The sequence below is a fragment of the Mycobacterium colombiense genome (assembly GCF_003284935.1).
Classification (GTDB): Bacteria; Actinomycetota; Actinomycetes; order Mycobacteriales; family Mycobacteriaceae; genus Mycobacterium; species Mycobacterium arosiense_A.
The window spans coordinates 47,211-71,815 of record NZ_QMEV01000002.1 but is presented as its reverse complement, the minus strand read 5'-3'; the positions used below and the strand labels follow the sequence as shown (position 1 = coordinate 71,815).

The 24,605-nt window shown below is 67.2% G+C and carries 27 protein-coding genes and 1 pseudogene; 8 read left to right on the top strand and 20 right to left on the bottom strand.

Going from position 1 to position 24,605, the window contains the following annotated elements:
- Positions 1-30: 30 nt before the first annotated feature.
- A complete protein-coding gene (locus tag DQP57_RS01385; protein ID WP_112631028.1) occupies positions 31-315 on the top strand; it encodes a DUF1330 domain-containing protein in 285 nt (94 codons plus the stop codon).
- A gap of 3 nt (positions 316-318) precedes the next feature.
- Here DQP57_RS01385 and DQP57_RS01380 read toward each other — a convergent pair whose 3' ends face one another.
- From DQP57_RS01380 to DQP57_RS01350, 7 genes and pseudogenes are all read right to left on the bottom strand, one after another.
- Positions 319-519: a ferredoxin gene (locus tag DQP57_RS01380; RefSeq protein ID WP_007777398.1), complete on the bottom strand. Its 201-nt coding sequence runs from the start codon at positions 517-519 to the stop codon at positions 319-321.
- An 11-nt stretch (positions 520-530) separates the two neighbouring features.
- Positions 531-1,736 (bottom strand): cytochrome P450, encoded by a 1,206-nt coding sequence (locus DQP57_RS01375; RefSeq protein ID WP_112631026.1) that lies wholly within the window; start codon positions 1,734-1,736, stop codon positions 531-533.
- Positions 1,737-1,847: 111 nt separating this feature from the next.
- A pseudogene (locus tag DQP57_RS01370) lies at positions 1,848-2,605 on the bottom strand (NAD(P)-dependent oxidoreductase).
- A 38-nt stretch (positions 2,606-2,643) separates the two neighbouring features.
- Positions 2,644-3,459, bottom strand: a complete 816-nt coding sequence (locus tag DQP57_RS01365; RefSeq protein WP_112631024.1) for an NAD(P)-dependent oxidoreductase — start codon at positions 3,457-3,459, stop codon at positions 2,644-2,646.
- On the bottom strand, positions 3,459-4,415 hold the full coding sequence (locus DQP57_RS01360; protein ID WP_112631022.1) for an alpha/beta hydrolase: 957 nt from the start codon (positions 4,413-4,415) through the stop codon (positions 3,459-3,461). Before DQP57_RS01360 ends, DQP57_RS01365 begins: the two co-directional genes overlap by 1 nt.
- Before the next feature lie 7 nt (positions 4,416-4,422).
- Positions 4,423-6,087 (bottom strand): thiolase C-terminal domain-containing protein, encoded by a 1,665-nt coding sequence (locus DQP57_RS01355; protein WP_112631020.1) that lies wholly within the window; start codon positions 6,085-6,087, stop codon positions 4,423-4,425.
- Between the two features lie 114 nt (positions 6,088-6,201).
- Positions 6,202-6,525: a hypothetical protein gene (locus tag DQP57_RS01350; protein ID WP_112631018.1), complete on the bottom strand. Its 324-nt coding sequence runs from the start codon at positions 6,523-6,525 to the stop codon at positions 6,202-6,204.
- A 177-nt stretch (positions 6,526-6,702) separates the two neighbouring features.
- Here DQP57_RS01350 and DQP57_RS01345 point away from each other — a divergent pair, with 177 nt between their 5' ends.
- The 3 genes from DQP57_RS01345 to DQP57_RS01335 are packed head-to-tail and all read left to right on the top strand — an operon-like array spanning position 6,703 to position 9,350.
- Positions 6,703-7,626: an NAD-dependent epimerase/dehydratase family protein gene (locus DQP57_RS01345; RefSeq protein WP_112631016.1), complete on the top strand. Its 924-nt coding sequence runs from the start codon at positions 6,703-6,705 to the stop codon at positions 7,624-7,626.
- An 11-nt stretch (positions 7,627-7,637) separates the two neighbouring features.
- Positions 7,638-8,381 carry a hypothetical protein gene (locus DQP57_RS01340; protein ID WP_112631014.1) on the top strand — a complete coding sequence of 248 codons (744 nt, stop codon included), beginning with the start codon at positions 7,638-7,640 and terminating at the stop codon, positions 8,379-8,381.
- A 12-nt stretch (positions 8,382-8,393) separates the two neighbouring features.
- Entirely contained in the window at positions 8,394-9,350 is a 957-nt protein-coding gene (locus DQP57_RS01335; protein WP_112631012.1) for an LLM class F420-dependent oxidoreductase, read from the top strand.
- On the opposite strand, the gene DQP57_RS01330 is transcribed toward DQP57_RS01335, so the two are convergent.
- Genes DQP57_RS01330 through DQP57_RS01320 form a run of 3 tightly spaced genes read right to left on the bottom strand, consistent with a single transcriptional unit; the run spans position 9,351 to position 12,142 of the window.
- Complete coding sequence (locus tag DQP57_RS01330; protein WP_112631011.1) at positions 9,351-10,526, bottom strand: acyl-CoA dehydrogenase family protein; 1,176 nt, start codon at positions 10,524-10,526, stop codon at positions 9,351-9,353. It lies immediately after the preceding gene.
- A gap of 27 nt (positions 10,527-10,553) precedes the next feature.
- Entirely contained in the window at positions 10,554-10,850 is a 297-nt protein-coding gene (locus DQP57_RS01325) for a ferredoxin (protein ID WP_112631009.1), read from the bottom strand.
- Entirely contained in the window at positions 10,847-12,142 is a 1,296-nt protein-coding gene (locus DQP57_RS01320) for an NADH-ubiquinone oxidoreductase-F iron-sulfur binding region domain-containing protein (protein ID WP_112631007.1), read from the bottom strand. The genes DQP57_RS01325 and DQP57_RS01320 overlap by 4 nt, the downstream gene beginning before the upstream one ends.
- 36 nt (positions 12,143-12,178) lie before the next feature.
- Between DQP57_RS01320 and DQP57_RS01315 the strand changes: the two genes are divergently transcribed.
- Positions 12,179-12,652 (top strand): hypothetical protein, encoded by a 474-nt coding sequence (locus tag DQP57_RS01315; RefSeq protein WP_112631005.1) that lies wholly within the window; start codon positions 12,179-12,181, stop codon positions 12,650-12,652.
- Between the two features lie 17 nt (positions 12,653-12,669).
- On the opposite strand, the gene DQP57_RS01310 is transcribed toward DQP57_RS01315, so the two are convergent.
- The 6 genes from DQP57_RS01310 to DQP57_RS01285 form a co-directional block, all read right to left on the bottom strand.
- The gene (locus DQP57_RS01310) at positions 12,670-13,536 is read right to left on the bottom strand and encodes an alpha/beta fold hydrolase (protein ID WP_112631003.1); all 867 of its coding nucleotides are present in this window, start codon (positions 13,534-13,536) and stop codon (positions 12,670-12,672) included.
- 15 nt (positions 13,537-13,551) lie between these two features.
- A complete protein-coding gene (locus tag DQP57_RS01305) occupies positions 13,552-13,950 on the bottom strand; it encodes a Rieske (2Fe-2S) protein (RefSeq protein ID WP_112631001.1) in 399 nt (132 codons plus the stop codon).
- Position 13,951: 1 nt separating this feature from the next.
- The gene (locus DQP57_RS01300; RefSeq protein WP_112630999.1) at positions 13,952-15,097 is read right to left on the bottom strand and encodes an amidohydrolase family protein; all 1,146 of its coding nucleotides are present in this window, start codon (positions 15,095-15,097) and stop codon (positions 13,952-13,954) included.
- Positions 15,098-15,126: 29 nt separating this feature from the next.
- Positions 15,127-16,218 carry an amidohydrolase family protein gene (locus DQP57_RS01295; RefSeq protein ID WP_112630997.1) on the bottom strand — a complete coding sequence of 364 codons (1,092 nt, stop codon included), beginning with the start codon at positions 16,216-16,218 and terminating at the stop codon, positions 15,127-15,129.
- Between the two features lie 248 nt (positions 16,219-16,466).
- The gene (locus DQP57_RS01290; protein ID WP_112630996.1) at positions 16,467-17,360 is read right to left on the bottom strand and encodes an NAD(P)-dependent oxidoreductase; all 894 of its coding nucleotides are present in this window, start codon (positions 17,358-17,360) and stop codon (positions 16,467-16,469) included.
- A 37-nt stretch (positions 17,361-17,397) separates the two neighbouring features.
- Entirely contained in the window at positions 17,398-17,790 is a 393-nt protein-coding gene (locus tag DQP57_RS01285; RefSeq protein ID WP_112630994.1) for a carboxymuconolactone decarboxylase family protein, read from the bottom strand.
- Positions 17,791-18,085: 295 nt separating this feature from the next.
- On the opposite strand from DQP57_RS01285, the gene DQP57_RS01280 reads away from it, so the two are divergent.
- From DQP57_RS01280 to DQP57_RS01270, 3 genes are all read left to right on the top strand, one after another.
- The gene (locus DQP57_RS01280; protein WP_112630992.1) at positions 18,086-18,703 is read left to right on the top strand and encodes a nitroreductase family protein; all 618 of its coding nucleotides are present in this window, start codon (positions 18,086-18,088) and stop codon (positions 18,701-18,703) included.
- A 124-nt stretch (positions 18,704-18,827) separates the two neighbouring features.
- Positions 18,828-19,826, top strand: coding sequence for an acyl-CoA dehydrogenase family protein (locus DQP57_RS01275; RefSeq protein ID WP_112630990.1), 999 nt, complete (start codon positions 18,828-18,830; stop codon positions 19,824-19,826).
- The gene (locus DQP57_RS01270) at positions 19,810-20,985 is read left to right on the top strand and encodes an acyl-CoA dehydrogenase family protein (RefSeq protein WP_112630988.1); all 1,176 of its coding nucleotides are present in this window, start codon (positions 19,810-19,812) and stop codon (positions 20,983-20,985) included. The genes DQP57_RS01275 and DQP57_RS01270 overlap by 17 nt, the downstream gene beginning before the upstream one ends.
- Positions 20,986-20,989: 4 nt before the next feature.
- On the opposite strand, the gene DQP57_RS01265 is transcribed toward DQP57_RS01270, so the two are convergent.
- The 4 genes from DQP57_RS01265 to DQP57_RS01250 form a co-directional block, all read right to left on the bottom strand.
- A complete protein-coding gene (locus tag DQP57_RS01265; RefSeq protein ID WP_112630986.1) occupies positions 20,990-22,366 on the bottom strand; it encodes an alpha/beta hydrolase in 1,377 nt (458 codons plus the stop codon).
- A 301-nt stretch (positions 22,367-22,667) separates the two neighbouring features.
- Positions 22,668-23,180: a hypothetical protein gene (locus tag DQP57_RS01260; protein WP_430917644.1), complete on the bottom strand. Its 513-nt coding sequence runs from the start codon at positions 23,178-23,180 to the stop codon at positions 22,668-22,670.
- 56 nt (positions 23,181-23,236) lie between these two features.
- Entirely contained in the window at positions 23,237-24,091 is an 855-nt protein-coding gene (locus tag DQP57_RS01255; RefSeq protein WP_112630982.1) for a hypothetical protein, read from the bottom strand.
- A 55-nt stretch (positions 24,092-24,146) separates the two neighbouring features.
- Positions 24,147-24,590, bottom strand: coding sequence for a hypothetical protein (locus DQP57_RS01250; RefSeq protein WP_205869001.1), 444 nt, complete (start codon positions 24,588-24,590; stop codon positions 24,147-24,149).
- Positions 24,591-24,605 lie beyond the last annotated feature (15 nt).

The window sequence follows — 24,605 nt, the reverse complement described above, 5'->3', positions numbered from 1 at the left end:
TCAAAGTTCCAGGCGAGTAAGGAGATTCGAGTGGCCAAAGGGTATGTCATCCTCACCGAGGCCATCAAAGACCCGGAAGGCATGAAGGCATACGCCCAAGCCGCCGGATCGGCGATGAGCGGCGCCACGGTTCTCGCGGTGGACACCGCGCCCAAAGTCATCGAGGGCGACTGGCACGGCGACCAGACCGTGGTGCTGGAATTCGAGTCGGTGGATGCGGCTCGGGCCTGGTACGAATCCGAGGGCTACCAGAAGGCGGCCAAATTGCGCCAGCAGGCCGCCGACTGCAACGCGGTCATCCTGTCCGGATTCTGATCGCTACTCTCCGACGATGGAGATCGCCTGACGAGGACACTGACGGACGGCCTCGCGCACGTCCGCCTCGTTCTCCGGAGTGACTTCCTCTTGGTGGACGGTCAACATGTCGTCGTCGCCGAGCTCGAAGATGTCTGGGTTGATGCCCATGCAGACACCGTTGCTCTCGCAGAGTCCCCAATCGACCTCGATCTTCTTCGTCATCGTGGCCCCCTTTAACGAAGCACCTTGACGGGCACGTTCTTCCAGCCCGCCACGTTTTGCATGTTCACTCGTTTACACCCGGCCCAGTCCACTTCGTAGCGCGGCATGAAGTCGAGCAGCCGCTCTAGCGCGATCCGGCTTTCCAGGCGCGCCAACGCGGCCCCCAGGCAGCTGTGGATCCCATACCCCAGTCCAAGGTGCTGCGCCTCGGTCTGGTCGCGCTCGATGTTGAAGGTGTCGGCGTCGGTGAAGGCGTCCGGGTCGCGGTTGGCCGCGGCGCCGCAGAGGAATACGGGTTTGCCCGCCGGGATCACGCCCCCGCTCACGTGGGCCTCTTTGAGGGTGTAGCGGACGTTGTATTGCACCGGCCCCTCGTAGCGCAGCAGCTCTTCGACCGCGCCGGGAATCTTGTCGCGGTCCTCCTGCAGCATCTGCCACTGGTCGGGGTGCTTGGCGAAGATCACCGCGGCGTTGCCCATCAGTTTGGTGACGGTCTCGGCGCCCGCGCCGCCCAGAAGGGTTGCGAAACCGCAGATCTCGATGTCGTCGAGCTTGCGCAGCTGGCCGTCTTCACCGGGGATTTCGGCGGCGATCAGCCGGCTGATCATGTCGTCCTGCGGCGCCTGGCGCCGCTCTTGGACCAGGCTGAAGTAGTACATCGCCGTGTCGATATTCGCCTGCATGCCCGCTTCGCTGACCTCGATCTGGCCCGGCTCGTGATGCAGGCTGGTGTCGATCCAGTGCCGGACCTGCTGGCGGTATTCCTCGGGCACACCGGCCATCCGGGTGATGACCTCCACGGGGAACGGCCCGGAGAAGTCCTGCACGACGTCGAAGTTGTCCGGGTCGACCGCGCCCAGGTACTTGTCGATTACCTCGATGATCGTCTCCCGCTGCGACTGGATCGCCCTTGGAGTGAACGCCTTGTTGAGCAGGCTGCGCATGTGGCGGTGCTCCGGCGGATCCATGAAGATGATCGACTTCTGCTCGGGGGCAATGCCCCGGCGCACCATCGCCAGGTCGCAACCGCGGGCGGACGAGTACGTTTCGAAGTCCTTGAACGCGGCCGCCACGTCTTCGTGACGCGTCAGCGCGTAGAAGTCCTCTTTTTCGTCGTAATACAGTGGCGTTTCCTCGCGCATCCGCCGATAGATGTCGAACGGGTTGTTGAAATAGTCCTCGGAGTACGGATCGAAGACGACCTTCGGTTTTGTCACTGCATCCTCCTCAGCGGCGAGGTCGGGCTGAACCTTTACAGCGGAGTCACTGACTGTAACGCTAACGGTAATACCTTCGTGACGAACCGGAAAGACCAAAACGCTGGCATTTCATACCCTCTTCGCGGCGCCGACGGCCGCGATGACGTCATCCAGCGCACCCAGACAGCTGCCCCGCGCCTCGGCGGCGGCGCGGACGGTGGCTACATCCTTCGTCAGGAACTCACCGGTCATTTCGATGAACGACGCGAGGGAGCCGCTCGTCGCGACGAGGTTCAGCACGCGGCTGGCCGCGCTGCCGTGCGCCAGGGCCGTCAGCAGCGCCGATTCCGGCACGCCGAGCGCTTCTCCCAGTCGAATTGCCTCGGCGAGCAGCCCGATCTGCGCAGCGAACAGCGCATTGTTGACGAGTTTTACCTTCTGCCCGGCGCCGGCCGGCCCGACGTGCAGGACCGGGTCGCCGTAGCACGCCAGCAGCGGTCGCACGCGGTCAACCGCTTGGTCGGCACCGCCGACGAACAGCGTCAGCCGGCTGGCGGCGATGTCCTGGGGGCCCCCGCTGACCGCGGCATCGACGACGTCAACGCCGTCGGCGCGCTCGGCGATCACCGCGATGGTGTCCGGGTCGACGGTGGTGTGCAAGACCAGCGCCGCACCGGGCCGCAGGGCGGATAGCAATTCGCCGGCCAGGCAGTTTCTCGAACCTGGTCGTCGGTGAACACGCAGAGCACCACGACGTCGGCTCGGGCACCGGCGTCGGCCGCGCGGCCGACGGCCCGCGCGCCCAGTTGCTCGAGCTCCCGGCGCCTTTCGGTCGTCCGGGCAATGGCTCGGACGTCGTGACCGGCCGCCACCAGACGCCCGACCATGGGGCGGCCCATTCGCCCCGCGCCGATGAATCCCACTCTCACCGCGGGTGGTCCATCAGCGCCAGCGCCGCGTCGGCCGCGTCGAGCACCGCGCCGCCGTCGGCCCCGGCTTTCTCGGCAAGGTCGACGACCAGCCGAACATCCTTTTGCAGCAGCCCGCCCGCCACCCCGGCCAACCGATCGAGTTCGCCGATACCGCCGAGGGCATTGAGCGCAAAGCTGTTGCCGCTGCTGCGGGAGACCACCTCGGTGAGGCGGTCCGGTTCGACGCCCAGCGCGTTCGCGAGCGACAGGGCGGTGGCCGCCGTGGCCAGGTTGGCGGTGAAAAGCAGGTTGTTGAGCAGCTTCGTCGTTTGTCCGGAGCCCAGCTCGCCCAGATGAACGACGGGATCGGCATAGGTCTGGAAGACGGGGCGGCAACGCTCGACAACGTCGGTGTCGCCGCCCACCATCACCAGCAGCCGGCCCTCGGCCGCCGCCCCGCCCCCGCCGCTCACCGGCGCATCGATGACGGAAACGCCTTGGGCGGCGGCCGTGTTCGCGAGTTCTCGGCAGGTGTTCGGGTGCACCGTGCTGTGCACGGCGATGACGCTTCCTGGCCGCATCGCCGACAGCAATCCGTTTGTCCCGCAAGCTAGTTCGTCGATGTCGGCATCACCGACCACGCAGAGGCAGACCAGGTCACTGGCCGCGGCGAGTTCGGCCGGAGACCCGGCGGCGCGGGCCGCGGTGTCGGCGAACGCCTCGAGGGCCTCGGGCCTGCGCGCCCACAGGGTGGTGGGGTAGCCGCCCTCGACGATCCGGCGCGCCACGGGGCCGCCCTGGCTGCCCAGCCCGATGAATCCGACGCGCATCAGCCCGCCTCCTCGTCCACCGATCGTGACGCTGCAGTCACGTCGGGGCTCGACAGTGACTGTGGCGCCACATTCGAGGGGCCGCCTGGGCGTGAAGCGCCTTCGGCCACGCAATCACGCACGAAATCAAGGACTTTCGCGTGGTAGGTGGGGGCGGCGTGGCTGAGGCTGATGTTGTGCCCGGCGTCCGGTTGTCGATGTACGACCAACCGCGGCGCCCCCGCGAACAGGGCGCCGATCTCGGCCACCGCCGGATCATCGGTCTGCCACACCTTTTCGTGCTCGGCGATGCTGAAGTGCACCGGGACGCGCACGGCGGGCGCGAGCTGCGGGAAAGTCTGTCGCGCCCAGTCCGACACCATCTGGTCCTCGTAAGACGGGGCCGATGGCGAGACCGTGGCGCCACCCAGGACCTCGGGGGGATAAAGCTCCACTGGGCTCCACAGCAATTCGCGCATGCCAGACGGGCGGCGTTCGCGGGTGGCCGTTTTCAGTATTTCCTTGGCGGCGGGGTGGTAGTGCCGGCCAGTGCCCGCGAGCTCGATGCCGAGCAGGCCGGCACCCCGCTCGTCGGCGGCGAGCCGCAATGTCAGCTCGCAGCCGCCCGAATGGCCCCACACGAACATCCCTGCGCCACAAGGTCGTTGGCCGAGGATGCGGTCGATGGCGCCGTAAGCCAGGTGCACGCGCTGCTCGCCGGAGACCATCGCGTCCGGATACGGTGCCGAGCTGCCATAGCCCGGCCGATCGAGGGCCACCACGGTGAATCCGGCCGCCGCGCCGGTCCGCAACAGCGAGTACGAGGGGTGGCCGGGGCAGTCGAAATACATTGCGGTGGTGCCGCCGCCGTGGATGGCCACGATCACGGCCTCGGGGTCGTCGGCTTCGGCGACCAGCGCCGACATCGGCACCCCGTCGACGATCACCAGCCGTGGTCGCGGTGCCGCGGTGTTCATGTCCGCCTCATTCCGGGGCCCGCAGCAGGAGCACGCCGCTGGGAGTGAGCCCGCCACTGCTGACGACACCGACGCGGGCGCCGGCGACCTGGCGTTCACCGGCCTCCCCGCGCAGCTGAGTGATGGCTTCGTGCAGCAGACCCATGCCGTGCGTGCGGCCGTGCGAGAGCTGGCCGCCGTGGGTATTGAGCGGCAGCTGCCCGTCGCGTGCGATGTTCTTGCCGCCGTCCAGGAATTCCTTAGCCTCCCCGATCCCGCAGAAACCGAGCGCCTCGATCCAGGACAGGCAGTTGAAGGAAAACCCGTCATACAGCTCGGCGACATCGACATCGGCGGGCCGTAGCGAGGTACGCGTCCACACGTGCGCCGCCTGGCCCAGCACCTGCGGCTCGTGGGTGAGAGTGCTCTGGTCCCAGTCGAGTCGCTCGACGATCTGCGTTCCCACGGCTTCCACCAGCACCGACGGCTTGGCCAGGTCGCGGGCGGCGTCGACGGCCGAGACGATGACGGCGATGGCGCCGTCGCACGGCACGTCGCAGTCGTAGAGCCCGAACGGCGTGGTGATGGGGCGCGCATTGAGGTAGTCGTCCATCGTCATCGGCGACCGGTAGATGGCCGTCGGGTTGAGTTCGGCGTTGGCGCGCTGGTTCAACGCGATCCAACCCAGCGTTTCCTTGGTGGTGCCATACCGGTGAAAGTGCCGTTGCGCGTTCATCGCCAGCGTGTGCGCCGCCGACGTGGCGCCAAATGGCATCTGCCAGCCCGACATTCGGCCCGCTGAAGCGCCGGCCGGGGTGATCTTGCCCTGCTTCATCAGCTCGCCGTTGGTGGCTTCCCACAGCGTGCGGAAGCACAAGATGTGGCGCGCCAGGCCGCAGGCCACCGCCAGCATCGCGGCGATCACCGAGCCGCCCGGGCCGAAGGTCTCCATGGCGCCGTTATGCCACGTCGGACGGATGCCGAGCGCACCCTCGAGGGCGGTGGTGCCGCCCTCTCCGAAGCCGCCGACATTGATCGCGCCGGGGTAGGTGGACAGACCGTCGATGTCGGCGTAAGTCAGGCCGGCGTCGGCGATGGCCGCCTCGCATGCCTGCACTGTCAACGCCAGCGGCGGTTGCATCAAGCGGCGGCCGATCGGCGACGCCCCGATCCCGGTCAGCGCGACCTTGTCTTCGAACTTGTCCACCGTGAGCATCGGGCGGACGTGCTCGCCAAAGCGTTCCGGAGCGATCTCGTCGTCGGGCAGGGGAGCGGAGCGCCCGTCGGCGCTCGGCTTGAACAGCGGAAACCACACGTCCTCGACCTGCTCGAAGACGACCTCGACCGGTTGGCCGAGTTCGAGCTGTTCGGGCACGCATTCCACGATGTTCGTGGTCAGTCGCACGCGCGGATCTTCGGCGATAGCCACCTGCGCGATCACGTACGGAGCCACCAGCCCGGGCAAGCTGAACCGCTCGTTGATGGTGAATCCGGCGAGCGTCGCCCGGCCCGAGACGGCACGCACACCGATGTCGCGGGACCGGCAGTATCGGCACACCGGCGCCGGCGGATGGATCAGGGAGTCGCAGGATTTGCATTCCTGCAGCCGTAGCTCCCCGTCGGCACCCGAGGTCCAGAAGAATTCGTTCTCCTGCGTGACCAGGGGCAATGGGCGGCCGGGTGCTGCTGACACGTCACCTCCGGTGCGTCGCGCTGCCTATTCGGTAGGGCCGTTATACGAATCGGAGAATCACGTTATCACCCGCGAGCAGGCACGATCTAGACCGCACCTGCCCGATGAGCGCCGTCAGTACGGCACCCAGGTGCCGTCGAAATAGGTACCCCATTGGTGAAAGCCGGCATTCCACATCGGCTCGTTCGGTGACCACCACGGCCGCGGCGGAGGCGGTGGGGGCACGTCCTGCGCCGCGAATGGCGGCGCGTAGGCCGGCGGGGTCGCGTACCAATCCGGCATCGCCGGCGGCGGTTTGCACTCCATGGTGACCCGATTCCACGACATGTTGCGATCGCAGTCCGCCCAGCCGATTCCCGGCGTGAGGATCACCGCCGTCGCCATCCCGATGAAGGCGCACCCGATGACAACTGTCAGACGACGTACAAACCACCTCATGGTGGGCCTCCCAATGGGGCCATCGTGACCTTGGCTGTCTCAGTTTATTCCGCTGCTAGCGCCGCGACTAGTGACCGACATCCACACGCCACACCGAGTCCGACGTCGTGGCGTTCCGTCGCGAGCCGGGGTTATGCTCCACTGGCGATATCAAGTACTTAACATTCGGAGGGCTGATTGCTCGACGCGGAGAAGGTCCTGATCACCGGGGCGACGGGCAAGATTGCATTTCCCATCGCGCGTGCGCTGGCGGCGGCGGGAAACGAGGTGTGGGGCGCCGCTCGCCTGAAAGATCCCGCGGGCCGGGAAAAACTTGTGGACGCCGGGATCACACCGGTGGCGCTGGACGTCGCTGCGGGCGACTTCTCCGGTCTCCCGGATGATTTCACCTACGTCTTCCACGCGGCCGTGAACCCGGGCACGAAGGACTGGATCCAGTGTGTGGAGACGAATGCGCAGGCGTCCGGCGACCTGCTCTACCATTGCCGCGCCGCAAAGGGTTTCGTCTTCTGCTCCACCGGCTCGATCTACGCCTATCAGGGCAGGCGGCCGCTGACGGAGACCGATCCGCCGGGGGCGCCGCTGCGGGCGAACTACAGCTTCTCCAAGGTTGCCGCGGAGGCGGTCTGCAGCTGGATCGCCAGGCGCTTTCAGATTCCGCTGACCATCATCCGGATCTGTTCGACGTACGGCCCCCAGGGCGGTGCGCCCGCCGACCGTCTCGATGCGATGTTGGCGGGCAAGCCCATTCGGCTGCATCCGGACAAGCCGAACAATTACAACCCCATCTATGAAGACGACTACGTGGCGCTGGGCATCCGAGCGATGGAGGTCGCCGCGACGCCAGCGGTCGTGGTGAACTGGGCCGGCAGCGAAACCGTCAGCGTGGAGGAGTACTGCGCCTTCCTGGGTGAGCTGGTCGGTGTCGAGCCGATCTTCGAGTACACGCCCCAGGCGCATACCCCGCTGTGGCCGGACGTCTCCCACATGCACCACGTGCTCGGCCGCACAAAGGTGCCCTGGCGCGAGGGTTTCCGACGCATGGTCGCCGCGCGCCACCCCGAAATCTCGCTGTCCCAACATGATTCGATGAAGACCTGAGGACCGACGCTATGCATCTTCCCGGCACGCCATCGGACGAGGTCCCCGAAATCCTTGCCGCCGGGGGCGGCGATATCACCACCCTGTTCGTCTCGATGGCGGTCCGCCACCCCGACGGAAAAGACGCCGAGTACCTGCGCTGGCACAGCCTGGACCACCGCCCGGAGCAACACCGCCTGCTCGCGGTGCGCGCCTCGCTGCGGTTGGTGTCCACACCGGCCTGCCGCTCGGCCCGCGCGGTCGGCGACGGCCCCTTCGATGCGGTCGACCACGTGATGACGTACTTCTTCACCGACGCGGCCGGATTGCGCGATTTCAACGAACTGTCCACGGCGCTGGGCAATGCCGGTCGCAAACTCCCGCTGCTGCCGCCGGTGCAACGCGGCGTGTACGACGTGCACAGCAAGGCCGCCGCGCCGCGCGCCAGGGTCGGGTCGGACGTGTTGCCCTGGCTGCCCGTGCGGGGCGCGTTCGTGGTGGTCGAGCGGGGAGTGGCGTCGCCGGACCCGCTGGTGGACGTCGACGGCGTCGCCGGTGTGTGGTCCGCAGTGTCGCGTCGGGTCGACGCCAGCTTGGCTAGCGCACCGGCGAACCAGGCGATCACGTATTGCTTCCTCGACGGCGACCCGATTGCCACCGCGGCGCGGCTGCGGCCGGTGCTCGAGGCTCGCTGGGCCGAACCGGGCGTCGAAGCATTGTTCGCCGCACCGTTTTTCGCGGTTGTCCCGTACGAGTGGGATCGCTATGTGCCGTAGGAAAGGGGCCGCATGCGCATCGGCTTGATGGTCGGCTCGGACAAGGAGCGCCCCCGCGCCGACCGGCTCGCCGGCCTGATCGACGACGGGGTCGCCGCCGAAAGCGACGGTTTCACCGCGTTCTGGATGCCCCAGGTCCCCGGCTATCTCGACGCGCTGACCGCGGTGGCGCTGATCGGGCACGCCACCGAGCGCATCGAAATCGGAACGGCCGTCGTGCCGATTCAGACTCGCCATCCGATGATCATGGCGCAGCAAGCCCTGACCACCCAGGTCGCCTGCGGCGGCCGGTTCACGCTGGGCATCGGACCCTCGCATCATTGGATCGTCAACTCGCAGCTGGGATTGCCCTATGACCGCCCGGCGCGCCTGATGGGTGACTACCTCGACGTGCTCCTCGCGTCCTTCGCCGGTCCGGGCAGCGTGGATGTCGACAACGAAAGCTATTGCGTCCATTCGCCGGTCGACGTCACGGACGCCTTCGCGGTGCCGGTGCTGCTGTCGGCGCTCGGACCGACAATGCTGCAACTGGCCGGCGCGCGGGCCGCCGGCACCGTGCTGTGGATGGCCGACGAGCGCGCGATCGGCGACCACGTCGTTCCGCGCCTCACCGCGGCGGCCGGCCGGGCCGGGCGTCCCGTGCCCCGGATCGTCGCCGGTGTTCCGGTCGCGCTCTGCTCGAACAGCGAGACCGACGATGCTCGCGGCTACGCCAGCGAGGTGCTTGGGCACGCGGACTTCTCGCCCAACTATGTGCGACTGCTGCAGCACGGCGACGCCGAAGACGTCGGTGACACCATGGCGGCCGGCGACGAGACGGCCATCCTGGATCGGTTGCGCCGCTACCGGGATGCTGGCGTCACCGACCTTGCGGTGCGAATCGTGCCGTTGGGCAAGGACATTGAAGAGCGAACCACGTCTCGGCGTCGAACTCAGCAGTTCCTGTCGTCGCTGTGTCCGGCCTTGTGATCAGCGCGAGGGTAGACCGAGGACGCGCTGGGCGACGATGTTGCGCTGAATCTCCGACGTGCCGCCCGCGATCGTGCCCGCGTAGCTGCTGATGTAGCGCGCGAACCAGCTGGCGGTGAAAAGATCTGGGGCGTAAGGGTTGTACTGGGCCGTCAGCATCTTGTCGCGCAGACCGTCGGCCCCGGCAGCGTCCAGTGCGTGCCGCAGCGCGCTCTGTTCGGCCTCCGAGCCGAACACCTTCAGCACGGACAACGCCGCCACGTCCACCTCGCCGCGGGCCGCCCGGCCCAACGCGGCCGAACCGAGCAGCCGCAGCGCGTAGTAGTCCATCACGATCGTGGCGTAGTGGTCCGCGTTGACCTCGTCGCGCGGCCGGTAGTCTTCGAGGAGTTGCTCGAGCCGGTTCGCGAAGGCCATCCACATCAGGGTGCGCTCGTGGCCGAGCGAGCCGTTGGCGACCCGCCACCCGCCGTTGAGCGGGCCGACCAGGTTGCGCGCGGGCACCCGGACGTCGTTGAAGAACACCTCGTTGAAGTCCAGCTCGTCGCGGTCGTAGACGGAGGGGAAGGGGCGACGCACCAGCCCGGGACTGTCGGTCGGGATGAGCAGCGCGCTGATTCCCTTGTGCCGCACGGCGTTCGGGTCCGTGCGGACGAACGTAAGGATGACGTCGGCGTCATGGGCGCCGGAGGTCCACACCTTCTGCCCGTTGACCACGAACTCGTCGCCGACCAATTCGGCCTTCGTCCGCAGCCCGGCCAAATCGGAGCCGGCGCCGGGCTCGCTCATGCCCAGGGACGCGGTCTTTTCGGCTCGCAGGATCGGGACGGCCCAGCGCCGCTTTTGCTCCTCGGTGCCGCAGGACAACAGCGACGCGGCGATGATGCCGACGCCCTGGGGATTGAAGCAGTGGTAGATCCGGCGACGCGACAGCTCCTCACGATGCACGAACTGCTGCAGGATGGTTGCGTTGCGGCCACCGAATTCCGGTGGGTTGCCGGGCAGTAGCCACCCATGGTCGAACTGAAGGCGCTGCCAGCGGCGCGACCATTCGGGCACGTGCGAGGTCGACGACGGCCGCTCCGCGGCTTGGGCTTGGGTCGGCAGGTGCTCGGTGAGAAAGCTGACGAATTCTGCGCGAAACGCTTCCACGTCGGCGTCAAAGGTGAGCTGCATGGCACTGCTCCTACGGGCGGGGACGGCTCAGCGCGTAAATCCCCACTCCGCCTCGTTCTCTTCGGTTTTGAGGTGCTCGGCCGGATCCGCGGTGTCGGCCAGCGGCGGCTGCGAGGCGCGGGCGGTGCGTTGGCCGATTTCGGTGATGGCGTGCACCGGGCAGTCGAGCAGCGCCCGCATGACCGCGTCGCGATCCGCCTCCGCCACCGTGCCGTCCCCGATGAGGGAGGCATATCCCCAGTCGTCCAGCGAGAAGTATCCCGGCGCATGTTTGGCGCAGATGCCGAAGCCGTCGCAAATGGTGCGATCCAGACGGATTTTCATGCGTGCCTCACAGGTTCCGCCTCGTAGGGACGGTCCGCGCGGAACGCACCGCCGGCGCAGTCCTGGCAGGCGCCGTTGAGATGGGCGGCGACGTCGTCGGGGAACTGATCGAGCAGGCTGGCGGCGACGTTCGTCGCGGCATCGAGCGTCGCGCACGCGCCGCGCCCACGCAGCAGCACCGACCAGCGGCGCAACCGTTCGACGTCTTCTGCCGTCGCGGCGCCGTCGCGCAGCGCACCGGCGACCGCGGCCATCGCCGCCGTCCCGTTGAAGCACGATCCGCATTGGCCGGCGTTTTCGCGGTCGAAGTACGCGAGCACCGATGCCGCGACCGCGACGGGGCAGTCCTCGGTCAGCAGCGAGATCGCGCCGCAGCCCAGCCCGCTGCCGACGCGTCGCATCGTCTCGTGGTCCAGGGTGGTCTCCAACACCGAGCGATTGAGCAGACCGGCGAAGTAGCCGCCCATCAGTGCTCCGCGCACCTGGTCGGCCGGGACACCGTGCAGGGCAAGCAGTTCGGTGAATGGCAGCCCATGCGGAAGTTCATACAGGACGGGAGGTCGCCCGCTGCCGGTGATGGTCGCCAGGAAGGTGCCCGGCGACAGCGTGGTTCCCTGCGACCGGAAGTCGGCCGACCCGTGGCCCTGCAGGTAGGGGAGGTTGGCCAGGGTCTCGACGTTGCTGACGAGCGTGGGACGGTCGTCGACTCCCGCTTCGAAGGGGCGCGGCGGCTTGTCCGTCGGCTTGGCCGGGCCACCGTTGATCGCGCGAACAGCGGCCGTCTCCTCGCCGGCCACGTACCCCGGCGCCACCGTGCGCAGGTCGATCGTGACGCCGAGCGCGCCGGGATCCAGCTCGGCGAGCGCGGATTCGATGCTGTGCGCCGATTCCGGGTCGGACACGTAGACGTGGGCGCGGTCCGCGGCGACGACCGTCGCGGCCAGCCGCAGACCGTCCAGGACGAGGTGGGGGCGATTGCGCAGCAGCCAGCGGTCCTTGACCGAAGCCGGTTCTCCCTCTTCGCCATTCGCGACGACGACGGGGACACCCAGCAGGCGCCCGTTGTCGCGCACCGACCGCAGCTTCACCGCCAGCGGAAACGCGGCACCGCCGCGGCCGACCAGGCCACTGGACTCGACTTCGGAAAGGAATTCATCGGCATCGGCGAGCGGGCGGTAGCCGCCGAGCTTGCGATAGGACGTCAGGTCTTCGCGGGCCTGCTCGCTGAGCAGCCGCGGTGGGCATCCGGGCCATGGCGCGGTGGCGATGGTGGTGGACTGGGTGGTGTTCAATGCTGGCCTGCCATCGTGTTAGTTAGGCTTGCGCACATGCGAACTGCGGTGGTGCGTGTGAACGTCGACCCGGAGAGCGTGCTCGAGCCCGCACAGCTACGCGACGGCATGGCGGCTCTCCTCGAGCTGGTGGCCGCGGCCGGCGCGGACGTGGTCGACAACGACCTCGCATCCCTGCCGGCGACCCGCCGCGAAGTGGAGCTGCTCATTGCGGCCGAGGACGGTGACACGGCCAAGGCCACCGCAATCGGATTGTGCGCCAGAGCGTTCGGTATTGATCCCGTCGCGGGAGTGATCACCTTCGTCAGCCGGGGCACCGACGACGACGCGCACGGCGTGCTGTCGGCGTTCGGGCTCACCGGTGACATCGAGCGCACCCCCGGCGACGACGGATTCGACATCGTCCATGTGACCCTGCGCGAGTCCGACCTCGAGCGGATTCCGGAAAGCCGGGTACACACGGCGCTCGAGGCGTCGCTGAATTGCGAGGTCCGCATTTCCACGAGGTGATGCACCGTGTCGCGCCATCACGAACCCAAAAATTCCAGGATTGCGGGCGCCGCCTGCACCCAAGTGTCGAACATGTTGAAGTGCTGCACCCGACCGGCGGCGCGGTCTTCCGAGGCCCGCTCCCATGCGTCCTCGGGCCACGGTGGGTCGATGAGCTTCGACCCCTTGATCAGGCAGCTGACTTCCAGCGACGTCCGCTTCGGGTGATCCATGTCGTTCTCACCGCCACGAATGATCAACGTGGGCACCGTGATCCGGTCGAACATCTCGTCCTCGACACCCGGGATCGTCTGGCCCGGCTTGGAGACGAACGCGTTGAGCCAGCGCAGCATCAGCTTGAGGAACTCGTCTTTATCGAAGTCCAGGAACCGCTGCTTGTTGTTCGGATTCTCCTCGATGCGCTCCCGCCACTCGGCCACCTTCACCACCCCGTCCATGCCGGTGCCGCGCACCGCGAGGATGCTGGGAATGATGTAGAACGAACCGAGCACGAAGGTGCCGTAGGTGCCGCCGACGATGTTCCACACCACGAGCTTGGTGACCATCTCGGGGTAGAGCATCGTGGTCAGCATGGAATCCCTTGCGCCGCCGGAACCCCCGGCGAGGATGCAACGCTCGAAGCCCAGACCGGTCACGAGCTTGTGCAGTGTCTCGGCGCGCATGTGGGACTCGCTTTGTCCATAGAACTGCACATCCGAGGCGCCGCAGTTGGGCCGGTCCCACAGCAGTACCCGGTAGCCGCCCGCGACCAGGGCATCGGCCAAGGGACGCAGGCCGGGGATCTCCTTGCTGAACCGGCCGCCCGGCGTCAACGCAATGAGATCGCCAGAGTCACCGAGGATTTCGTAGACGACATTTCCCCCGTTGATCTCAATAGAAGGCACCCGATTCTCCTGTGGTTAGGCCTGAACCAAAACGCCGTTGCCGACGACGCGCACCGGATAGGTGCGGATACTCCATTCCGGCTTGACCGCCGTCGTGCCGGTCGCGAGCTCGAAGCCCCATTGGTGCCAGGGGCAGTAGATGTATTCCAGGTCGCGCACCATGACCGAGTCACCCGGTGCGGTCTCGTCGACGATGGTGCGCCCCCGGGCCCGTCCCGAACACAGCGGGCCGCCTTGGTGGGGGCAGTAGTTCGCGATGGCGTAGAAGGTGCCGTTGACGTTGTAGACGCCGACGCCGTGACGTCCGATCGGCACCAGTTTATGTGTGCCCGGCGGGATTTCGTCCACGGTAGCGACGACGTGCTCGCGGCCCTGGGCGAGACGGGGCTCGGGCCGTTTGGTTTCTTCGCTCAACTCAGAGCACCCGGGTCTGACCCTCGAGGACCGGAACGGTCTCGGGCAGGTGATAGGTCGCGATGCCGTTCTTGTACATCACCGCGTCGCGGGCGTGCTTGGGCAGGTGCTTGACCAACCAGCGCGGGTCGTCGAACGTCCAGTGCGGGTAGTCCGAGGAGAACAGCAGGATCTTCTCGCACTCCATCCATTCCAGCGCGCGGGTCAGTTCGGTCTTGTCTTCCGGGTAGTCCAGCGGCTGGGTGGTGAACTTGATGTGGTCCTTGACGTACTCCGACGGTTTGCGCTTGATGTCGAGCCACGATTTGCGGGCGTCGTAAATCGCGTCCATCCGCCACATCAGCGGCAGGATCCAGCTGAAGGCGTGCTCGACGAACACGATTCGCAGCCCCGGGAACCGGTCGAAGACGCCGTCGAAGACCAGGCTCATCACCTGGTTGGCCGCCAGCAGGGAGTAGGTCACCATGAAGTCGTGGTTGTAGCTGGGGAAGCCCACCGGCGGGATCGGCAGCTCGTCGAACTGGCTGCGGGACAGGTGGCAGCTCACGGTGATGTCATTCTTCGTGGCGGCCGCCCAGATCGGATCGTACTTCGGGTGGCCCCAGGACGGCCGCGGCTCGGCCTTGATCAGGATCTGCGCCATAAAGGGGTGCCCGGCCCAGCGCTCGATCTCGCGCACCGACTCTTCCGGCTCCTCGATGGCGATGCAGATCGAGCCGCGCCACCGCTCGTGCCAGTTGTTGTGGCTGTCCAGCCAGTGATTGGCCTGCCAGTCGTTCAACGCGGCCGACATTGCGTGCTGCGCTTCGGGAATGCGCGCCGGATAGGCCGCCGGCTCCAGGATGGCGATGTCGGAGCCGGCCTCCATGATCAGCTGGCGAAACGCCAAATCCGGGTCGCTGCAAGGAAACTCGCCGTTGGCTGGAAAGGAGTCCACGCGCATCGCGTAGGAGTGCGCGTAGTCCGGGGCGTCGTAGTAGATCTGCTCGCCCACTGTGCGAGTGAGGAAGTACTTGCTGCGCCACGGCTCGGCGATGTAGGGGAGTAGCTCGCCGCGCTTGGGGGCCGGGTGAACGTCCGAGTCGACGCAGCGGACGGCTATGCGCTCGGTAGCGGGAACCCGCTCCTGCGAATGGGTCAACGTCATCTGGCTCTCCTCAGTCTTTCGCGATACTTCTACTGTGCGCCCACCCCGGCGGGGATGTCTATGCCGTAGAGCCGCGCGGCGTTGCGCCAGCACAGCTTCTCGCGCTGCTCGGGCGACAACGCGCTGGGCAGCTTGCTGACATCGCCGCATTGCCAGTGCGGATAGCTCGAGCCGAACATCACCATGTCGTCCTTACCGGTGAAGCCGAACCATTCGCCGGCGAATTCGGCGTCGCCCGGGCCATCGAGACTGCCCTGGACGAAGAACACGTGGCCGGGCAGGTAATCGCTGGGAATCCTCGGGGCCCAGGGTGTCTGCTCCAGGTGCGGACGGCCGAACGTGTCCATCCTCCAGATGAACGGCGTCACGAAGTCGGCGGCACCGTCGCCCCAGACGAACTTGAGGCCGTCGAACCGCTCGAACACTCCCTCGGCGACCATGTTCATCAGGTGATAGATGTAGTTCAGCGCCATGAAGCTGACGTACTGCTCGTAGGTGCGGGTGTTCCCGTTCGGCGTCGGCGGAAAAGCGATGCCGGACCCGACCTCGATGTGCGCCGCGACGGGCAGGCTGGCGTCGACGGCGGCCTCCCAGATCGGCCAGAACTGCGGTTTGCCGTACAGCTCGCGGGATTGCAGCGGGACACCGATCTGGACCACCCGCGGGTGTGCCCGCCACCGCTCGATCTCGCGCAGGGCGCCGGGGATGTCGTCGGGGTTGACCCGGATGGTGCCGCGGAACCGCTCGCCGAACTGGCTGGACTCCAGCCAATTCGACACCATCATCTCGTTGTGGGCGGCGTGCAGTGCGCTGCCCAGGTGCCGGTCCGGCATGATGCCGCGCGCCATCGGATGCAGCACCGCCACATCGACGCCGCGCTTCGAAAAGAGTTCGTTGGCAACGAAATCCGGATCCGAACCGGGGTACTGACGATCCGGGCCCTCGGTGTTGGGCGCGTACTCACCGCCGGGGGCGCCGTACCAGTCCATCTCGTAGTCGGGGAAGCCGCGGCTCTTGAACGGTTCGCGCAGCGTCTTGCGCAGGGCCTTGTTGGACGGGAAGAAGATGTGCACGCTCGCGTCGATCAACGGGGTGCTGGTTCCGTCGGCGTGTGTGATCACGAGAGCCACCCTTCGGCTGCGGCGGCAAAAGCCGGCCGCGCGAGGTCATATGATAGCCAATCTAACATTTTCGTCGGCGGTCAATCAACGGGTTTTCGGTAAGCATTTCGTTTAGTCATCGTCGCTGGTGAACGGCGTTTTGCGAGCTTCGGAGCAAGTATCGTTCTTCATTCCGGATAATACCATTCTCCGAGTTGCGGATCGACGCGGTCCGCGCGGCTCGTCGCCCCGGCGGCCGAGGCGATTGCCTAGTCCGACGGCGCGCCCACCGTCACACCCGCGGCCCGCTCGAAGGGTTTGATCACCGCGGTGAAATCGGAGTCCGGTCCCTCGTCGCGGGCGAGCGCCTCCCATAGCCGGCCGACGGTCTCGGCGACCTCGGCGGGCACGCCGAGCGCCCTCGCTTCGTCGAGATAAAGACGCACGTCCTTGAGCATCAGCCCGGTGGCGAAGCCGTAGTCGAAGGTACGGGGCAGGATCGCGCGGGGGAACTTGTCGCGGCTCGCGCTCGTCGCACCCGATCCCGCATTGAGCACGTCGATCATCACGGCCGGGTCGAGGCCGGCCTTAACGCCCATCACGACGACTTCCGCGGTGGCGGCCAACGCGTTCGCCGCCAAGATATTGTTCGCCAGCTTCATCGTCTGCGCGGCGCCGGGCTTGTCGCCGACATACACCGGGCGGCCCAGCGCTTCGAGCGCGCCTCGCACGAGGTCGAATTCGTCGCGGGGGCCGGAAACCATGAGCGCCAGCGTGCCCCTCGCGGCGCCGCCGACACCGCCGCTGACCGGGCTGTCCATCGCCACGATGTTGCGCCGCGCCAGCAGGCCGTGGATCTGCACCGCCATTTGGCTACCGACAGTGGACAAGTCGACGTAGCGCCGCACCCGCGCGCCCTCGATCACGCCCGCCGGACCGGTTGCCACCGCGAGCGACGCGCCCGGGGTGGGCAGGCTGGCCAGCACCGTCTCGGCGCGGTCGGCGACCTCCTTGACCGACGAAGCCGCGCGCGCCCCCAGCGTGACGGCGCGCTCGAGCGCCTCGCCGCGGGCGTCGAAGGCGACGACGTCGTGATTTTCCCGGATAAGCCGGGATGCCATGGGAAGCCCCATGTTTCCGAGCCCGATGAACCCGATCTCCACGTTGTGCCCCTATCCCTTATGCCGGCGATCCGCCGCGCTAGCGATCGCCACCGTCCCGGTCCAACGCCGCGAACGCCTCGCTCGCGATGCGAAAGCTGTCCACGGCGGCCGGCACGCCGGCGTAGATGGCCACCTGCAGGAAGACCTCGCGGATCTCTTCGCGGGTGACGCCGTTGGTCAGTGCCGCCTTGACGTGCGTACGCAACTCGTTGGGCCGGTTGAGCACCGAGATCATCGCCAGGTTGAGCATGCTGCGGGTCTTGCGCGGCAGTTCGTCACGGCCCCACACGGCACCCCAGCAGTATTCGGTGACCAGGTCTTGCAGGGGCCCGGTGAAGTCGTCCGCGTTGGCCAGCGCGCGATTGACGTAGTCCTCGCCCAGCACCTCGGAGCGGATTTCGAGCCCCCGCTGGTAGGTTGCGCGGTCCAATGCAGTTCTCCCTTCGGTTCGGGGCAGCGGCCCTCGAGATTGTCGTGCGGGCGGACGCCGAGGGGCCGATTGCCTGAGCGCAGTCTTGCATCGCGGGCCGCTGGGTGCGGTCTACAGTCGATGTTCGAATGGATTCGCCCGCTCGGGTTCTCGTTCGGTGGGGAGCGCGCGGAAACTCCGCGCCTGTCCAATCGTGCTGTAGCGATTGGTAATCCGAGGTGCGGCTGCGGGTCGTGGTGATCAGGGACGTTGAGGAGAAGCGGTGACCGGAGCAAGCGCTGACATCTGGGAAGTGATGTCGACGGCTCGGACAATCCGGCGTTTCACCGATGAGCCGGTGGACGATGCGACTCTGGCGCGGTGTCTCGAGGCGGCCAGGTGGGCCCCGTCGGGCGCCAACGCGCAAGGCTGGCGATTCGTGGTGCTGCGATCGCCCGAGCAACGTGCGGCGGTGGCGAAGGCCGCGGCCCACGCGCTGGAAGTGATCGAACCCGTCTACGGCATGAGCCGGCCCGCCGACGACGACAGCTCCCGCCGCGCCCGCACCTACCTCGCGACGTACGAATTGCACGACCGCGCCGGTGAATTCACGTCGGTCCTGTTCGCCCAGGCGCATTACCCGACGGCGTCGGAACTCCTGCTGGGCGGTTCGATCTTTCCCGCCATGCAGAACTTCCTGCTGGCCGCCCGGGCCCAGGGGCTGGGTGCCTGCCTGACCAGCTGGGCCTCGTACGGCGGTGAACGGCTGCTGCGGGAAGCCGTCGGGGTCCCTGAGGGCTGGATGATCGCCGGCCACATCGTGGTGGGGTGGCCGAAGGGCAACCACGGCCCGCTGCGCCGGCGGCCGCTGGCCGAATTCGTGAACCTCGACCGCTGGGACAACCCCGCCGACGGCCTCGTGACCGGCGGTTAGATCGCCGGCGAAAGTCCATCCGTCGCGGGCCGTTGGGTGATCCCATGACCGGATTCAGAGATTATTACTTCCACAACCGAGAATGGTATTCTCGCCGTGACAGTCACGACGAGAGGCGGCGCGGATGCTGTTGGAGTTCGATGCTGACCAGCGACTGTGGCAGGACACGGTGCGCGACGCCGTCGCGAAGCAGTGCCCGCCGTCGTTGGTGCGCAGCGTGGCCGAAAAGGGCGTCGACCCCAGCCCGTTGTGGAAATCGTATGTAGACCAGGGCTGGACCGAACTCAGCGATGCAGAAAGCGCCGTCGAGCTGGCCATCGTCCTCGAGCAGCTCGGCCACGCCACCGACCCGACCCCGTTCCTGGCCACGATGAGCCAGTTCGCGCCGCTCGCCGCGGACCGCTTCGACCCACACCAATCGGGCACCGCGGTCTATGGCGGGGTCGCCGCGCACCGCGACGCCGAGGGCTGGGTCCTGGAGGGCACGGCGCGCCACGTGCTCGACGGAGATCGCGCGGATCGGCTGGCGGTGGTGACCGATGCCGGGGTGTTCCTGGTCGAGTCCAGTCAGGTGTCGGCCCGGCGCGCTTCCGTGTTCGATCCGGTACTGCACGTCGCCGACCTGTCGTTCGCCCAGGTTCGGGTGCCCGACAGTGACCGGCTGACCGTCGACGCGGAACGCGCTCACCATTTCGCGCTGACCGGCATGGCGATCACGATGGTCGGCGCCTGCCAACGCATCCTCGACCTGGTGCTCGAGCACGTGAGTAGCCGCCAGCAGTTCGGCGTGCCGATCGGCTCTTTCCAGGCCGTGCAGCACAAGGCCGCCGACATGCACGTCGCCGTGCAGCGGGCGCGGGCGCTGGCCTACTTCGCCGCGCTGACGATCGCGGCCGACGATCCCCGTCGTCGACTGGCGGCCGCGATGGCCAAGGCATCGGCCGGCGAATGCCAGTCGCTGGTGTTCCGGCACGGCCTACAGCTGCACGGCGCGATGGGATTCACGTGGGAGAACGACCTGCAGTTCGCGCTGAAACGAGCCAAGGCGGGCGAGCTGATGCTCGGCGGCGCGGCGGAGCACCGGGCGCGGATCGCGGAGGAATACCGTGCGGCTGACTTTTGATTCCGACGTCGAGGAGTTCCGGGCGCAGTTCTCGGCGTTCCTCGACGAAAACCTTCCTCCCGCAAGCGAAACGCTCGAGCGTCCCCGGTCGGTGTCCCACATGCCGCAGTGGGCCCGGGACTGGCAGCGGCTGTTGTTCGACAACGGCTGGCTGCTGCCCAGCCAGCCGCCGGAATTCGGTGGGCGCAACGCGACGGTCATTCAGCAGTTCGTCTACCTCGAGGAACTGAGCCGCCGGCGGATCTATCACAGCTTCAACCCGCAGGGTGTGAATATCGTTGGGGCCTCGCTGTTGTCGTTCGGCAGCGACGAGCAGAAGCGGCGCTGGGCGGTGCCGATTCTGCGGGCCGAGATCACCGCTTCGCTCGGCATGAGCGAACCGAGCGCGGGCTCCGACCTGGCGTCGCTGCGCACGCGCGCGGTGCTCGATGGCGATCACTTCGTGGTCAATGGCCAGAAGGTGTGGACCTCCGGCGCCCACGACGCCGACGTCCTGCTGACGTTTGTCCGCACCAATCCAGATGCGCCGAAGCACAAGGGAATCAGCGCGCTCATCATCCCCACCGACAGCCCGGGGCTGGTGCGCCGGCCGTTCCCGTCGATCTGCGGTGCCGACGATCTGGATTTCAACGAGGTGTTCTTCACCGACGTGCGGGTGCCGGCCGAGAACCTGGTCGGTGAACTCGACCAGGGGTGGCGGGTGGCCAACGGGTCGCTGGGGCACGAACGCACCATGATGTGGCTGGGTTTCGCCGATCGCCTCGAGAACATGATCGACGACTTCCATCCCCGCACCGACGTCGAACGCGACCAATACGCCAGCACCATCATGGACAAGCAGGCCCTGCGGCTGTTGGGTTCGGCGGCCCTGGCGCGCGCCGCGCGCGGCGAAGATGACGTGGCCGCGATCTCGGTGCTCAAGCTGCTGGGCTCCGAAGCCGAATTGCGTGGCATGGAACTGGCGCTGACCGCCGCGGGACCCGACGGCCTCATTCAGCCCGGACAGACGGGGCCCTACATGCATATGAACCTCGACCACTATTTCGCCAGTTGGTTCGAGCGCTACGCCCGCAGCTTCTCCGGGACCATCGCCGGCGGCACCTCCGAAATCCAGCGCAACATCATCGCCCAGCGGGTGCTCGGCCTGCCGCGAGGCTAGGCCATCACAGGGATTGCTGAGAGGCGTTGCTGGGCAAGGCGATCCGGTTCACGCCCGGGGTGTGCAGCTGGCCGGCCAGCCACGGTAACGCGGTGGAAAACGCCATGCCCGCCGTCGGCCAGTCGTGCTGTCCGGTCTGGGACACCACCGCACAGTCGATGCCGTTTGCCCGGCCCAGTCCGCACAGGGACGCGGCGGCCGCGGCCTGGTTACCGGGGTCTGCGGCGGCGGCGCGACCGGCGACGGCCATCGCGGCGGTGTCCACGGTGGTGATGTCGTGGCGCGGCGAACCGCCCGACGAGATGGCGAACCAACCGGATACCCCGGTGTAGCGGCCGTGGCGGTTGATCACCGTGGTCGGGTCGAATCTTGCCCACGCGTCGGCATCGCCGTCGAAGAGGTTGGCGATGGTTTGTTCCTTGGTCCCGCTGTTGGGCGTCAGGTCGCCCTCGATGTCGACGAACGAGCCGAACATGTCGGGGTGCATGACGGTCAGGTCCACCGCGCACGTTCCGCCCATCGACCAGCCGACGACGCCCCAGCGGGACGGGTCGGGGCTGACCCCGAAGTTCGAGACCAGGTACGGCACAACGTCTTTGGTCAGGTGGTCGGCCGCGTTGCCGCGGCTTCCGTTGACGCATTCGGTGTCGTTGTCGAACGCGCCCCCCGGGTCGACGAATACCAGCACCGGGGCGTTGCCGCCGTGCGCGGCCGCGAAGGCGTCGACGGTGTCCACCGCGCCGCCGGCGCGCACCCAGTCGGCGGGCGTGTTGACCATGCCGCCGATCATCATCACCGTCGGTAGCTGCGGCGGGGGGTAGCTGGCGAACCAGGCCGGCGGCAGGTAGACGAGTTCTTCGCGGTGCTTGAATTGCGACGCGTCGTCGGGGATCACGACCGGCACCAGGCTGCCGTGCGGCGGCTTTGAGCCCTTCGCCGCCAGCGTGGTGACCGTGGCCTTGTCGACCTGGTCGGGCAGCGGAACGGAGGTGAACTGGTTCCACGCGTTCTGGACGGTCTGGAAGTAGCCGACCCATTGGTTGAGCACGAGCAGCGAGCAGAGCAGACACAGCGGCACGGCCAGGATCGATAGCCCACGCCGCCACCACCGCGCACCGCGCCAGCCCAGGATCAGCACCGCCATGGCCGCACCGACCAGCGCGATCCAGACGTACAGCGCGTCCGGCGCCGCCGCGCTGATGCAGCGGCGCGCACCGAGCGCCGTCCCGACCCCGGCGAGGGTGGCGGCGGGCAGCCACAGCAGGCGCCAACGACGCGATCGCCACCCGGCGGCGAGTCCCAGCGTGATCGGGGCGACGATCTGGGCCGTGATCGGCACCCAGCCGTGCATCAGAGATATGTGGTTGCCCAGTAGCGACATGGCGATTCCTCCTCCCGGCTGCCAGCGATTCAGCTGCGTGAGAGAAGGATCGAACGCCGGCCTCGGCGGATCCTTGGTGGATTCTTGTGGGCGAATGTCGCCGGGCCGTTGGGCGGCGGCGTGCGCCGCTGGCGGCGTGCGCCGGCTACCTTACGTCGAGTGTGAAACCACGGCGTTGAGTGTGAAGCCACGGCGGCTGCCGTCGTGTCGTCGCGAAGAGTGCACAGTCAAGGCCGTGTATTCACACGCGACGGTCCAGGAATCAGCGACCAACTGCACGCTCGGCGGGGAGCCACCGGTTCTAGACCGGGTCGAATTTGGTAATCAGCCAGGCGCCGTTGACTCGGGTCAAAGTCACCAGCACGCTGCTGGAAGCCATCGCGGGGTCGGGATTGTCCTTGCTCGTGGTGCTCTGGTCGACGAGCACCAGCACGACGGCCGAATCCGGATGTAATTCGGCAACCGCGGCCCCCAACACCCGCGCGTTGGTTTTCAGTGACTTCTGTTTGGCCGCCGGCGCCACGATCTGTTCGGTGAACTGGTTGTAGTACGACAGGAAATCACCGGACAGGTGCGTCTTGGCGGCGGCGAAGTCTTTGTCGAGCGAGTCGGGCGAGTACGACAGCAACGCGACCGTCCCGTCGGACGCCGCAGTGGTCACCGCGCTCGCGACGCTGGCGTCGGTCTGCTTGTCGGGCCGGTACTGCTTGAAGTACAGCCACGTCGCCACGCCGCCGGAGAGCAGCAGCAGCGCAATGAGAATCACGGGAACGACTTTCACGTTGCGCCGCGCACGTGCAGCGCCGCTTTCCATGAGGCCGGCCTGTTCGGCGGAGTCGTCGGCCGTGTCGATGCTGGCCTGGTCCTCGGTCACGGAATGAACTCCACGTTGGACATCTTGTATTGCCCGCCGTCGTTTTTGACGGTCACCTTGAGCCGCCAATTGCGTGGTTGGTCTTTGGCGCCCGCGGCGTTGGTGACGTGCGACGTCGCCGCGACGAGGACCAACGCGAAATCCCCGTTGATGGATTGCACGGCCGCCGCGTTCACGGTGCCTTGGGTAACAACTTTGGACTGTTCGACGACGGTCGTGAAATCTTTTGCGCGCGCCTGGAAGTCGTCGTGGAACGGGCCGGTCGAGCTGTCGATGACCCGCTGGACGTCCTCCTTGGCCTTATTGAAGTCCATGGAAGTCAAGTTGACGACACCTTGTCTGGCTCCCGAAATGAAGTTCGCGGCGCGCTCGTTGCGCTCGGTAACTTCATGGCGGTTCCACATCATGTATCCGCTGGCCGCGACGAAGGCACAGATGAGGACGATGACTGCCGCTTTCCACGCTACGGACCACGGGGGCAGCCGCAGGCGTCGCCTGCGAGCCGGCTCGGCTTCCGCTTCCGCCTCTTCGGCGGTTTCGTCGCCGGTCTCCGTCGCGTCCGTGTTGGTCGGCTCGACGGTCTCCGTGACCTCGTCGGTCTCCGGTTCGGCGGTGTCGGTTCGGCCCTCGTCGGCTCCCGGTGCCTTTTCCGCGGCAGCGGCGTCGATCTCGGTCTCGACCTCGGCCCGGGCCAGCGCTTCACGCCGGAGGCGGGCGGCACGAGCGCGCGCGCGTGCCGCGGCGGCCAGCGCTTCGGCTTCGGCGGCCTCGGCCTCGGCCTCCTCGAGCAACGCCTGCACGTCGGCTTTCGAGTTGGCCGAATCTTTCGGCGCCTTCTTCTCCTCAGCCATGGTGCGTACTGCCCGTCGCGGTCATGATCGACCGACTCCTGTACCTCTCACGCGGCTACCATCGCACGAGCGAGAACGGCCAACTGTTGCTGCCCCCCGGTCCGCCGCCGCAGCCGGTGTCGAACGTCGAGTCGACCTGACCCGCCAGCGTCACCGGATCCCACGAGTAGACGTCATGCGAGGGAAAGAACTGGACCACGCAACGTACTCCGAAGGGGTCGTCAGCGGTCATGGTGTAGCGGCCGTTGGACAGGTGGGCGTCTGCCCGCCAGGGCGCCGCCTGCCCGTTGGGCTGCGGGGTCGCGTACACCTGCAGACATCCCGGCGCTGGCTGGACGCACGGGCTAATCGACCAAACCCAGAAGTGGCCGGGATCCCGGTTCGTATTTACGCTGTAGTTGGCAAACAGCATGTCCGCGTGGGCGATCGGCGTGACGGTCAGCGCGGCCATGGCAAGCGCAAGGCTCACTGCGAAAGTCTTCACCGTTGCGTCTCCCATCTATGCTCCCGCAAT